Below are 14,165 nucleotides of genomic sequence, written 5' to 3'. Positions count from 1 at the left end.
TTTTTATAAGTTACCAAAGATAAAATTAAATAATCAATTACCTAAATAGCGAAATATTTTAACAAATAATTTGCATATATTACCAAGAATATAGACTTTTAAAATCTTAAAACAATCAAATGAATAGCATCCATTTTATTAATAATGAAACAATTACATTTAAATTTTTAGATTCTCTTATTTTTTCAGATAAAAAATTAGAACTTTCTGAAAAAGCAATTCAAAGCATTGAAAATTGTAGAAAATATTTAGATGAAAAAATAAAAAAAGACGCCTCACCTATTTATGGTATAAATACCGGATTTGGCTCTTTATGTAATGTAAAAATTAATAGTGAAAATTTACAGTTACTTCAAGAAAATTTGGTGATGAGTCACGCCTGTGGAACGGGTAGTGAAGTGCCAAAAGAAATTGTAAAGTTAATGTTATTTCTTAAAATTCAATCTTTAAGCTATGGCTACTCAGGCGTTCAGGTTGAAACCGTACAACGATTGATTGATTTTTACAATAATGATATTATACCTGTGGTTTACACACAAGGTTCATTAGGAGCTTCAGGAGATTTAGCACCTTTAGCTCATTTATCTTTACCTTTAATTGGAAAAGGTGAAGTTTATTACAAAAATGAAAAAATTTCGAGTTGTAAATTAATAAAATTATTCAATTGGGATACTATACAACTAAAATCAAAAGAAGGCTTGGCTTTGTTAAATGGAACACAGTTTATGAGTGCTTACGGTGTTTCATTAATCTTAAATTCTTTTAAATTATCATATCTGGCCGATTTAATTGGAACATTGTCATTAGAAGCATTTGATGGTAGAAAATCTCCGTTTAATGAGCTAATACATAAAATTAGGCCTCATAACGGACAAATAAAAACAGCTAAGCGAATAAATGAGTTTTTAGAAGGGAGTGAATTAATTAATGTTTCTAAAGAACATGTGCAAGATCCATATTCATTTAGATGTATGCCACAAGTTCATGGCGGAACTAAAGATGCTTTGGACTATTGCAAACAAGTTTTTTTAACAGAAATAAATTCAGTAACAGATAATCCAAATATTTTTATTGATACCGATGAAATAATTTCTGGCGGAAATTTCCATGGACAACCATTGGCTTTAGCATTTGACTTTTTAAGTATTGCAATGGCTGAGTTAGGAAATATTTCAGAAAGAAGAACTTTTCAATTGGTTTCGGGCTTACGAGGTTTACCTCCATTTCTAGTGAAAAACCCAGGACTAAATAGCGGGTTTATGATACCACAATATACCGCTGCAAGTATTGTAAGTCAAAATAAACAATTGGCTACTCCATCATCTGTAGATTCTATAGTATCAAGCAACGGACAAGAAGATCACGTAAGTATGGGCGCTAATGGAGCTACAAAAGCAAAAAAAATAGTTGATAATATTGAAACCATTTTGGCCATAGAATTATTAAATGCTTCACAAGCTCTTTATTTCAGAAAGCCTATAAAAACATCTCCCTTTTTAGAATCTTTTTTACAGTCATACAGAAGTGAAGTTCCTTTTGTTGAAAATGATATTGTGCTAAGTACTGAAATAAAAAAGACAATTTCCTTTATTGGTAACTTAGCAATAGATACAAGTGAATTATTTTGAGTATAGATAAAAGCCTAAAAAAGCGATAGGTATGCCTATCGCTTTTAATTCAAACAATTTATAATGTTATTTTCTTCTATTCTTATAGTTATATTGGTTTATTAAGCGGTTATTTTTACTGTATCAAATATAAAAATAAATTAAATCACCTACAACACCTAAATTACATTTTTCACAATATATTAGCATTTAATTTTAATAATTTCAATATTTAAACAAAAATGCCATTCACAATTAACATAAGTTTAAATTAATTGATTTTAACTGCAGTATTACATATAAATTTCATTGAAAAATTACACAAAAAAAAACGATAGGACTAAGCCTATCGTTTTTTTTAACTCTTATTTATTTTATTACAACCCAAATCTCCTTTTACTGTTCCAGGTTGTACTTTTAGTATTTCTAAAATCAAGAACCAATGCTCTTTTTTTAGTTTCTTCGTTTTTTCTTTTTTTAGTCGCTTTCATTTTTCAGTTATTTTAGGCTGCAAAATTACGACATAACTAAAGCTTAGGAGTTAACTATGCTATCTTAAAAAATTATATACCTATAGAAAAAAACTATGTTATATAATTTTTTACACTATTAATTCTAATAAATACTATATGTAAATCCGAACATCACATTGCCCTTAGGCATTGGAACTAAATTAGTCTCTGTGTATTCAGCATTAAATATATTATTTGCTATACAAGAAAACTGCATTCCATTTTTTAAGTTGGCTGAAATTCTAGCGTCAACTACGTTGTAGCTTTCACCATCAGTTCGTTGTACATATCTGTACGATATATTTTCGGTGAAAATTGGAGTCACTTGAAAATTAAATCCTGTATTGAATTGATGCTTGATACTATTTAATGAGTATCTTGTATATTCAACACCAGCATCTAAAATATCATCATTAATATAAGTATAAGCTACTAACAAATTTTGATTATACCTTAAGAAGTTAAAATTGTAGTTAATAGAGGCTTCAATTCCGTTAGTTTTAACTTCACTAAAGTTTCTTGTTTCCCACTTATCCTCTTCATTATCTTTAGACCAATCAATTAAATTTTCAGATTTTCTATTAAAAATCGCCATATCAAAGTTGATATTTCTTCCTTTAATTTTAATACCTATTTCTTCAGACAAGGCAGATTCTGGTTCTAAATCAGGGTTTCCAATTGTTGTAGGTCCAACATAAAACATTTCGGTAAAAGTTGGTACACGATACGTGTAACCAAAATCACCATAAATTCTAACAACATCAGATACTTTATAACCTACATCAATTCCAGGAAAAGCTTCTGTACCAAAATCAGAAAAATAACTCACAGCAACACCCGGTGTAATGTCTAATCTTTCATTAGATAAAACAAAACGTTGTTCTACAAAACCTGTAATACTTGTACGGTTATGATCTCCTAAATTATTACTCACTAAAAATATTCTTGACGCATCAAAACCAATTCCCGTTTTACCCACTTTTGAAGAAATTTCAACATTAGTTTCAACGCCAATTTTATTAGAAATATGTAAATTTCTAAAATAATCAGGATCCTGCCTTAAAAATAAGTACATATCTTGATTTCTTCTCCAATAAATTCTAGGTTTAATTTTTACCGTTTCTGAACCATAATTAGCAGACAGTGCAACTAAACTTGTCTGCGTTTCTTCGTACTGATCAATATATGCTGGACTTGCATAAAACCCATTTGCTCCAAAATTTCGTTGTGCAAATGAAGTGGTTAAATTGAAATTTTTAAAATCAGACTTCAAAAAAGCCATCACATTTTCAAAATCGGTATTGTATCTATATCCGTCAGATTCCTGATAGGTAACTGAAGCAAATAGATTACCATCTGTATATGTTTGACCTACAGAAGCTCCTACCTTTAAATTATTATACGAACCGTAATTAACGCCTACATTTAAAGAGTTTTCAGTTACTTTTTTTGAAACTAAATTTACAGCACCTGTAAATGCATTTTGTCCGTAAACACGTGCTGCAGGACCTTTTACGACTTCAATTCTTTCAATATCAGCAAAAGACAATACGCCATTCATAGTATGGTGACCAGTTTGTGGATCATCCATTTTAATACCATCAATTAATAACAATGTTTGGTTGAAATTTCCTCCCCTAATAAATAAATCAGATTGCATACCATCAACTCCTCTTCTTCTTACATCAACACCTGTTACGTTTTGTAATAAATCTGGAACATTTGTTGTTGAAGATTTTAAAATATCATCTGAGCTTATTATATTTATAGTCCTTGAAGTTTTAGAAAAAGGAACTGAAATTCGGTTTGAAGTAACTACAACTTCTTTTAATTTAACCGTATCTTTTTTTATAGGCTCAACTTGTGCTTTTGCCTGAATTATATAAAATAATGTAACAATTATTAAAGTGATTTTAATTTTCATAAATATTGATTTTAAATACGCTGCAAAAGTAGTAACTTTCCGGACGATTAATATAGTCCAGTTTTAAAATGACAGATAGTCCGGTTAATGCTCTTTTTAAACAGTTAATTAGTTTAGATAAATCTATATCACAACCTTTATATTTACAGGTCTCGGGGCAAATTGTAAATGCTATACAGCGCGGCTATTTAACAAAAGGAACAATGCTACCAGGAACCCGTGTATTTAGTCAATTATTAAAGGTACATAGAAATACTGCAGTTGCAATTTATGAAGAATTAGCTTCACAAGGTTGGGTTGAAATTATACCAAATAAAGGTACATTTGTTATAGAACCAGAGCATAAAACAGCAAAAATAAAAGCAACTTCTCAAAAAATTAATGAAGCATATACACATGCTAAAACAACAGGTTTTCCTTTTCAAAAATCATTTCATTTAATATCAACCGTTCAGTTAACTAATGCAAAATATACCATTACCGATGGTAAACCCGATTTACGCTTACATCCTGTACATCAATTTACAAGGTGGTACAGTGCTGCCATGAAACGAAAAACCTTGATAAATAAATGGAACAAAACAGACGAATTTTTCAACTCTGTATTCCAAACTCAACTATGTAATTACTTAAATGCAACTAGAGGTTTTCATATAAATCCAACTAACCTAATAAATACACGTAGTACAGAAATGAGTTTGTACATTGTATCTCAACTCTTAATAAAACCAAAAGACATTGTACTAGTAGGACATTTAAGTAATTATGCATCTAATATGATTTTTCAACAAACAGGTGCAAGTATAAAAACAATTCCTGTAGATAATGATGGTTTAGATATTGAGTACATAAAAAAGCATTTTATAAAACATAGTATTAGATGTGTATATGTATGCGCCCATAGAGATTATCCAACAACCATAAAATTAAGTGCAGAACGTCGCTTGGAGCTACTACAACTTGCTAAAGAATATGGGTTTGCTATTATTGAAGATGATTTTGATTACGATTTTCAGTTTGAAGGTTCCGCAATGCTACCTATGACAAGTGCAGATGCAAATGGTATGGTTATTTATTTAGGGAAATTTGGGCAGTCTTTATTCCCCAGTTTTCAAACAGGATTTATAATAGCTCCAGAAAACTTAATCTCAGAAGCTACTAATTATTTAGAATTACTAGATAAACAAGGCGATTTAATTCAAGAACAAATACTCTCCGAATTAATTAATGAGGGCGAAATATACCGCCTTATGAAAAAGAATATAGTAATCTATAAAAAAAGACGAGATTGTTTATGCTCCCTTTTAACAACCTATTTTTCAGAAACCACGCAATGGGAAATCCCTTCAGGCGGATTGGCCATTTGGTTACAATTCCAACCTAAAATATCGTTAGTAAAACTAGCTAAAGAAGCCGAAAAAGATGGTTTACATCTACCAAAAACAATTCTTTATCAGGATAAAAATACTTGTGCAATTCGTTTTGGCTTTGGACATTTAAATGAAGAAGAAATAGAAGCTGTCATTATAAAATTAAAAAGTGCTTATGATCAGGTGATTTTAAAATAAAAAAAGTCGGACAATTGTCCGACTTTTTTTTATTTTAATTTTTATGCTTCTCCTGTTGGTCCAAAATTCATTGGAATTGGAGGTTGTTCATAATCTTTTATTTCACCATGAGCTTGCTCAAACCGTTTTACATTTTCAGCAAGTGCTTTCGCTAATCGTTTAGCGTGCTGAGGCGTTAGAATAATTCTTGATTTTACTTTTGCCTTTGGTTGCCCTGGCATTACACTAATAAAATCAACGATAAATTCTGAAACTGAATGATTAATAATAGCTAAGTTAGAATAAGTTCCTTCCGCTGTTTTATCATCTAATTCAATATTTATTTGCCCGTCGTTTTTCGGTTTTTGATCACTCATAACTAAAAGTTTGCATCCATTTCATCTTTAGAACCTACAATCATATTATCGTAAATTCTCATACCTGTACCAGCTGGAATTCTCTTACCAACAATTACATTTTCTTTCAATCCTTCTAAATTATCAACTTTACCACTTACAGCAGCTTCATTTAATACTTTAGTAGTTTCCTGGAACGATGCTGCAGAAATAAACGATTTAGTTTGTAATGAAGCTCTTGTAATACCTTGTAAAATTTGCTCGGCAGTAGCTGGTTGTGCATCTCTTGCTTCAACTAACGCTTTATCTTCTCTACGTAAAACAGAGTTTTCATCTCTTAACTGACGAGCAGATACAATCTGACCTTCTTTTAAAGTTTCCGAATCACCTGCAATTTCAACAACTTTCATTCCATAAACTTCATCATTTTCTTCAATGAAATCATTTTTATGAACTAATTCATTTTCTAAGAATAAGGTATCACCTGAGTCAATAATTCTAACTTTACGCATCATTTGACGTACAACTACCTCAAAGTGCTTATCGTTAATTTTCACCCCTTGTAATCTATATACCTCTTGAATCTCATTCACTAAATATTCTTGAACTTTACCTGGACCTTCAATATTTAAAATATCGTTAGGTGTTACAGCTCCTTCAGAAAGTGGCATACCTGCTTTAATATAGTCGTTTTCTTGTACTAAAATTTGATTAGAAAGTTTAATTAAATACTTTTTAATGTCGCCTAATTTAGATTCAACTATAATTTCACGGTTACCTCTTTTAATTTTACCGAAAGAAACAACTCCATCAATTGCAGAAACAACTGCTGGGTTAGATGGGTTACGAGCTTCAAATAATTCTGTTACTCGAGGTAAACCTCCTGTAATATCACCAGATCTTCCTGATTTACGTGGAATTTTAACAATTACCATTCCTGAATTAATCTTATCTCCGTCCTCAACAATTAAGTGAGCACCTACAGGTAAGTTGTATGATCTAATTACATTGTCATTATCATCTTTTAATAATAATGTTGGTATTGTTTTCTTATTTTTAGATTCAATAATTACTTTTTCTTGGAAACCTGTTTGTTCATCAATCTCCACTAAGTAATTAATTCCTTTTTCAATATTTTCATAATGAATTGTTCCTGCAAATTCAGAAACAATTACACCGTTAAATGGATCCCATTTACAAATAACTGTATCCGTTTTTAACTTTTCACCATCAGCAATATAAATATATGAACCATAAGGAATATTGTTAGTACTTAATGTTAAACCTGTTTTATTATCAACTATTTTAATTTCAGTAGTTCTTGAAATTACAATATCAACATCGTTACCATCAGTATCTTTACCTTTTACAGTATTTAAATCTTCAATAATAGCTTTACCTCCAAATTTAGAAATTAGCTTATTATCTTCTGAAATATTTCCTGCAACACCACCAACGTGGAATGTTCTTAATGTTAACTGTGTACCTGGTTCACCAATTGACTGTGCAGCAACAACTCCAACAGCTTCACCAATTTGAACCATTTTTCTTGTGGATAAACTATGACCGTAACATTTAGCACAAATACCTCTTTTAGCTTCACATGTTAATGCTGAACGTACTTCAACACTCACTATTGGAGAGCTTTCAATACGTTTTGCTATTTCAGTTGAAATTTGTTCACCGGCTTGTACATATACTTCTTCAGAAATAGGATCAATTACATCATGTAATGAAACACGACCATCAATTCTTTCACTTAAAGATTCTACAATTTCATCGTTCTTTTTAAGAGGCTCAACATTTAATCCTCTTAAAGTTCCACAATCAAATTCATTCACAATAACATCTTGTGATACATCAACCAAACGACGTGTTAAGTAACCTGCATCGGCAGTTTTTAATGCCGTATCCGCTAAACCTTTACGAGCACCGTGTGTAGAAATGAAATATTCAAGAATAGATAATCCTTCCTTAAAGTTAGAAAGAATTGGATTCTCAATAATTTCACCACCACCTGCTGTTGATTTTTTAGGTTTCGCCATTAATCCACGCATACCAGTTAACTGACGAATTTGTTCTTTAGAACCCCTTGCACCAGAGTCAAGCATCATAAATACCGAGTTAAACCCTTGTTGGTCTTCACGTAAACGTTTCATAGAAAGTTCTGTCAAACGGTTGTTTGTAGAACCCCAAATATCAATTACCTGATTGTAACGTTCTTTGTTTGTTAACATACCCATATTATAGTTTACCATAATATTGTCAACCTGAGCATTTGCTTCAGCAATCATTGTATGTTTTTCTGGCGGAATAATAATATCACCTAAACTAAATGATAAACCACCTTGGAATGCAAACATATACCCCATTCCTTTCATATCATCTAAGAATTTCCCTGTTGTAGGAACATCGGTAACTTTTAATATTTCACCAATAATATCTCTTAATGATTTTTTATTCAATACTTCATTTACATATCCTGCAGCTTCCGGTACAACTTCATTAAATAAAACTCTACCAACCGTAGTTGCTATAATTTGATTTACTAGTTCTCCTTTTTCATTAAAGTCTTTCGTTCTAACTTTAATACTCGCATTTAAGTCAACCGCTTTTTCATTAAAAGCAATTGTTACTTCCTCGGGAGAATAAAAAGTTAAACCTTCACCTTTAATAGGATATTCTGGAGTAGATTTTCTTTCTTTAGTCATATAATATAACCCAAGTACCATATCCTGTGAAGGTACAGTTACTGGAGCCCCATTTGCTGGGTTTAATATATTATGTGATGCTAACATTAATAACTGACACTCTAAAATAGCCTCAGGTCCTAATGGCAAATGCACCGCCATTTGATCCCCATCAAAATCGGCGTTGAATGCCGTACATACCAATGGGTGTAATTGGATTGCTTTTCCTTCAATTAATTTTGGTTGGAAAGCTTGTATACCTAAACGGTGAAGCGTAGGAGCACGGTTTAACATTACAGGATGTCCTTTTAAAACATTCTCTAATATATCCCATACAACTGGCTCTCTTTTATCTATAATTTTCTTTGCAGATTTTACTGTTTTAACAATTCCTCTTTCAATTAATTTTCTAATTACGAAAGGCTTGTATAATTCAGCTGCCATATCTTTTGGCAATCCACATTCATATAATTTTAATTCTGGTCCAACAACAATTACTGAACGAGCTGAATAATCAACACGTTTTCCTAAAAGGTTCTGACGGAAACGTCCTTGCTTACCTTTTAAAGAGTCTGATAATGATTTTAACGGACGGTTAGATTCAGTTTTTACGGCTGAAGATTTACGAGTGTTATCAAATAATGAATCTACTGATTCTTGTAACATACGTTTTTCATTACGTAAAATAACCTCTGGAGCCTTAATCTCAACTAATCTTTTTAAACGATTGTTACGAATAATTACTCTTCGGTATAAATCATTTAAATCTGAAGTTGCAAAACGACCTCCATCTAATGGTACTAATGGACGTAATTCTGGTGGAGTCACAGGAATTACTTTCATTATCATCCATTCAGGACGATTTTCTCTATTCTTATTAGCATCTCTAAAAGATTCAACAACGTTTAATCTTTTTAATGCTTCCGTTTTACGTTGTTTAGATGTTTCTGTATTTGCTTTATGACGTAATTGGTAAGATAATTCATCTAAATCAATACGGTTGAATAAGTCAATTAAACATTCAGCTCCCATTTTAGCAATAAACTTATCTGGGTCTTTATCATCTAAATACTGGTTTTCAACCGGGAATGATTCTAAAATATCTAAATACTCTTCCTCCGTTAAGAAATCCATTTTTTGCAATGGTTCTCCTTCTGCATTTTTTGCACCAGCTGGTTGTATTACTACATAACGTTCGTAGTAAATAATCATATCTAACTTTTTAGATGGTAAACCTAAAAGGTATCCCATTTTGTTAGGTAATGATTTAAAGTACCAGATATGTGCAACAGGAACAACTAAATTAATATGTCCTACTCTGTCTCTACGTACTTTTTTTTCTGTAACTTCAACACCACAACGGTCACAAACTATTCCTTTATAACGAATTCTCTTGTACTTACCACAAGCACATTCAAAATCTTTAATAGGGCCGAAAATTCGCTCACAAAATAATCCATCTCTTTCAGGTTTGTGAGTTCGGTAGTTAATAGTTTCTGGCTTTAATACTTCTCCGTTTGATTTCTCTAGAATTGCTTCTGGAGATGATAATCCAATCGAAATTTTATTAAATTTTTTTACAGTGTATTTATCGTTTTTTCTTGCCATAATATAATGATGGATTCGAATTTTAAAAATGTAAAAATATATAATTAGTTAGGAGATTAAAATCTCCTAACTAACCTTTAGTTGTTATTCCTCTAATCTAACGTCTAATCCAAGACCTCTAAGCTCGTGCATTAGTACATTAAATGATTCTGGTAAACCTGGTTCTGGCATAGAATCACCTTTAACAATAGCTTCGTAGGTTTTAGCTCTTCCTAAAACATCATCCGATTTTACTGTTAAGATTTCACGAAGTGTACTTGACGCCCCATAAGCTTCTAATGCCCAAACTTCCATCTCTCCAAAACGCTGACCACCAAACTGAGCTTTACCACCCAATGGTTGTTGTGTAATTAATGAGTAAGGTCCAATTGAACGAGCGTGCATTTTATCATCAATCATATGACCTAATTTAATCATATAAATAACACCAACTGTCGCTTTTTGATCAAAACGTTGCCCTGTTCCACCATCATATAAATACGTGTGACCAAATTCTGGTACACCTGCATCATTTGTAATTTTAGTGATTTCATCAATAGTTGCACCATCAAAAATAGGTGTTGCAAACTTTTTACCAATCTTTTGACCAGCCCATCCAAGAACAGTTTCATAAATCTGACCAATGTTCATACGAGAAGGTACCCCTAGTGGATTTAATACAATATCAACTGGTGTTCCATCTTCTAAGAAAGGCATATCTTCTTGGCGAACAATACGAGCAACAATACCTTTGTTACCGTGACGTCCTGCCATTTTATCACCTACTTTTAATTTACGTTTTTTAGCAATATAAATTTTCGCTAATTTTAAAATTCCTGCTGGTAATTCATCACCAACTGAAACTGTAAATTTCTGACGACGTAAAGAACCTTGTAAATCGTTTACTTTAATTTTATAGTTGTGAATTAATTCGTTCACCAACATATTAATATGATCGTCTGTAGTCCAAGTTCCTCCTGTTAAATAACTAAAGTCTGGTACAGCGTTCAACATTTTTAATGTAAACTTTTTACCTTTTTGAAGAATTTCTTCACCTAAATCATTTAATACACCTTGAGAAGTTTTTCCACTAATCAACGTAAATAATTTATCTGTAAGAAGTCCTCTTAACTCTTCTAACTTAGCCGTATATTTACTTTCTAAATTAGCAATACTTATTTTATCTTGTGCTCTTTTAGATTTATCTTTAACAGCACGTTCAAATAATTTTTTATCAATAACTACACCTCTTAATGATGGAGAAGCTTTTAATGAAGCATCTTTTACATCACCTGCTTTGTCTCCAAAGATAGCTCTTAGTAATTTTTCTTCAGGTGTAGGATCCGATTCACCTTTAGGTGTTATTTTACCAATTAAGATATCACCAGGTTTTACTTCTGCCCCAATACGAATCATTCCATTTTCATCTAAATCTTTAGTAGCTTCTTCAGAAACATTTGGAATATCATTTGTTAATTCTTCAGCACCCAATTTAGTATCTCTTACATCCATTGAATATTCATCAATATGGATTGAAGTAAAGATATCTTCTTTTACAACTTTTTCAGAAATTACAATCGCATCCTCAAAGTTATACCCTTTCCAAGGCATAAAGGCTACTTTCATATTTCTACCAAGTGCTAATTCACCTTTTTGTGTAGCATAACCTTCACAAAGTACTTGTCCTTCTTCAACTCTATCTCCTTTTTTAACAATTGGTTTTAGGTTAATTGAAGTACCTTGGTTTGTTTTTCTAAATTTAATTAAATTATATGTTTTTGAATCACCATCAAAACTTACCATACGCTCTTCTTCAGTAGAGTCGTACTTAATTTCTATAATGTCTGCATCAACATATTCAACTACACCAGCTCCTTCAGCATTAATTAAAATTCTAGAATCTTTTGCAACTCTACGCTCTAACCCTGTTCCAACAATTGGAGAATCAGGTTTTAATAACGGTACTGCCTGACGCATCATATTCGATCCCATCAATGCACGGTTGGCATCATCATGTTCTAGGAAAGGGATTAAAGATGCAGATATTGAAGCAATTTGATTTGGAGCAACATCCATATAATTAACTTGCGTTGGCTCAACTACTGGGTAATCAGCCTCTTCACGTACAATCACTTTATCTGCTACAAACTTACCTTCTTCATCTAAAGGAAGATTTGACTGTGCAAATTTCATTCCTTCTTCTTCTTCTGCACTTAAATATCTTGGTTCTTCAGTAATATTCACATTACCTTCAGTAACTTCTCTATAAGGAGTTTCAATGAAACCTAAGTTATTTACTTTAGCAAATACAGCTAAAGATGAAATTAAACCAATGTTTGGTCCCTCAGGTGTTTCAATAGGACATAAACGACCGTAGTGCGTATAGTGTACATCTCGAACCTCGAAACCTGCTCTTTCTCTAGATAAACCTCCAGGTCCTAATGCTGATAATCTACGTTTGTGTGTAATCTCAGCTAATGGATTTGTTTGATCCATAAATTGAGATAACTGATTTGTTCCGAAGAATGAATTAATTACCGATGATAATGTTTTAGCATTGATCAAATCGATAGGTGTAAACACTTCATTATCACGAACATTCATACGCTCACGAATCGTACGTGCCATACGAGATAAACCTACACCAAATTGACTTGCTAATTGCTCACCAACAGTTCTAACGCGACGGTTAGATAAATGGTCAATATCATCAACTTCAGCTTTAGAATTTACTAATTTTATCAAGTTTTTGATAATTGTAATAATATCTAATTTTGTTAAAACTTTTTGATCTATATCCTCGTTAAGTCCTAACTTTTTATTCATTCTGTAACGTCCAACTTCACCTAAATTGTAACGTTGTTCTGAGAAGAATAATTTATCAATAATACCTTTCGCAGTTTCAAAATCTGGCGGTTCAGCATTACGTAATTGTCTGTATATATGTTCAACAGCCTCTTTTTCAGAGTTTGTTGGATCTTTTTGAAGCGTATTATGAATAATAGCATAATCTGCCATTTCATTGTCTTCCTTGTGTAATAAAATGGTTTTAGCACCAGATTCAACTATTTCTTCAATTTGATCTTTTTCTAAAATAGTATCTCTGTCTAAAATAATTTCGTTTCTTTCAATAGAAACTACCTCTCCAGTATCTTCATCAACAAAATCTTCAAACCATGTTTTTAATACACGCGCAGCTAATTTTCGTCCTAAATATTTTTTAAGTCCACTTTTTGAAACTTTTACTTCCTCAGCAAGATCAAAAATTTCAAGAATATCTTTATCTCTTTCATAACCAATTGCTCTAAACAATGTGGTTACAGGTAATTTTTTCTTTCTATCAATATAAGCATACATTACTTGATTGATATCAGTAGCAAACTCTATCCAAGAACCTTTAAAAGGAATTACTCTGGCAGAATATAATTTAGTTCCGTTTGCGTGGAACGATTGTCCGAAGAATACACCAGGTGAACGGTGTAACTGAGACACAACAACTCTTTCAGCACCATTTATAACAAAGGTACCACTGTGAGTCATATAAGGAATTGTACCTAAATACACATCTTGAACAATAGTTTCAAAATCTTCGTGCTCTGGATCAGTACAATATAATTTTAAACGTGCTTTTAAAGGAACACAATATGTTAAACCTCTCTCAATACATTCTTGTATGGAATATCTAGGAGGATCAACAAAGTAATCGATAAACTCTAACACAAATTGGTTACGAGTATCTGTAATTGGGAAGTTGTCTAAGAAGGTTTTATATAATCCTTCGGTACTTCGTTCGTCAGCTTTTGTTTTTAATTGGAAGAAATCTTGAAATGATTTAACCTGAATATCCAAGAAATCTGGATATTCCATTACCAACTTAGCTGAAGCAAAGTTTATTCTTTCGGTGAAATTTTTTGGTGCCAATGGACAAAAATTTTAGTTAAA

At 31.7% G+C, this 14,165-nt stretch carries 6 protein-coding genes; 2 read left to right on the top strand and 4 right to left on the bottom strand.

Features of this window, described 5'->3' with window-relative positions; genetic code table 11:
• Window positions 1-119 precede the first annotated feature (119 nt).
• A complete protein-coding gene (gene hutH, locus CHB67_RS12845; RefSeq protein WP_089382186.1) occupies window positions 120-1,628 on the top strand; it encodes a histidine ammonia-lyase in 1,509 nt (502 codons plus the stop codon).
• Between the two features lie 594 nt (window positions 1,629-2,222).
• Here the strand turns inward: hutH and CHB67_RS12840 are convergent.
• On the bottom strand, window positions 2,223-4,043 hold the full coding sequence (locus CHB67_RS12840; protein ID WP_089382185.1) for a TonB-dependent receptor plug domain-containing protein: 1,821 nt from the start codon (window positions 4,041-4,043) through the stop codon (window positions 2,223-2,225).
• Window positions 4,044-4,111: 68 nt separating this feature from the next.
• On the opposite strand from CHB67_RS12840, the gene CHB67_RS12835 reads away from it, so the two are divergent.
• The gene (locus tag CHB67_RS12835) at window positions 4,112-5,611 is read left to right on the top strand and encodes an aminotransferase-like domain-containing protein (protein WP_089382184.1); all 1,500 of its coding nucleotides are present in this window, start codon (window positions 4,112-4,114) and stop codon (window positions 5,609-5,611) included.
• Between the two features lie 41 nt (window positions 5,612-5,652).
• On the opposite strand, the gene CHB67_RS12830 is transcribed toward CHB67_RS12835, so the two are convergent.
• From CHB67_RS12830 to rpoB, 3 genes are all read right to left on the bottom strand, one after another.
• On the bottom strand, window positions 5,653-5,967 hold the full coding sequence (locus tag CHB67_RS12830; protein ID WP_089382183.1) for a DUF3467 domain-containing protein: 315 nt from the start codon (window positions 5,965-5,967) through the stop codon (window positions 5,653-5,655).
• 2 nt (window positions 5,968-5,969) lie between these two features.
• Window positions 5,970-10,244 (bottom strand): DNA-directed RNA polymerase subunit beta', encoded by a 4,275-nt coding sequence (gene rpoC, locus CHB67_RS12825; RefSeq protein WP_089382182.1) that lies wholly within the window; start codon window positions 10,242-10,244, stop codon window positions 5,970-5,972.
• 84 nt (window positions 10,245-10,328) lie between these two features.
• Window positions 10,329-14,144 carry a DNA-directed RNA polymerase subunit beta gene (rpoB, locus tag CHB67_RS12820; RefSeq protein WP_089382181.1) on the bottom strand — a complete coding sequence of 1,272 codons (3,816 nt, stop codon included), beginning with the start codon at window positions 14,142-14,144 and terminating at the stop codon, window positions 10,329-10,331.
• Window positions 14,145-14,165 lie beyond the last annotated feature (21 nt).

Source organism: Lutibacter agarilyticus (assembly GCF_900188235.1).
Lineage (GTDB): Bacteria > Bacteroidota > Bacteroidia > Flavobacteriales > Flavobacteriaceae > Lutibacter > Lutibacter agarilyticus.
The sequence above is the reverse complement of the archived record's forward strand: the minus strand, read 5'-3'. Positions and strand labels throughout refer to the sequence as shown.

Coding starts and splice junctions, on each gene's coding strand:
- hutH (WP_089382186.1), top strand. CDS start 120: ATGAATAGCATCCATTTTATTAATAATGAAACAATTACATTTAAATTT.
- CHB67_RS12840 (WP_089382185.1), bottom strand. CDS start 4,043: ATGAAAATTAAAATCACTTTAATAATTGTTACATTATTTTATATAATT.
- CHB67_RS12835 (WP_089382184.1), top strand. CDS start 4,112: ATGACAGATAGTCCGGTTAATGCTCTTTTTAAACAGTTAATTAGTTTA.
- CHB67_RS12830 (WP_089382183.1), bottom strand. CDS start 5,967: ATGAGTGATCAAAAACCGAAAAACGACGGGCAAATAAATATTGAATTA.
- rpoC (WP_089382182.1), bottom strand. CDS start 10,244: ATGGCAAGAAAAAACGATAAATACACTGTAAAAAAATTTAATAAAATT.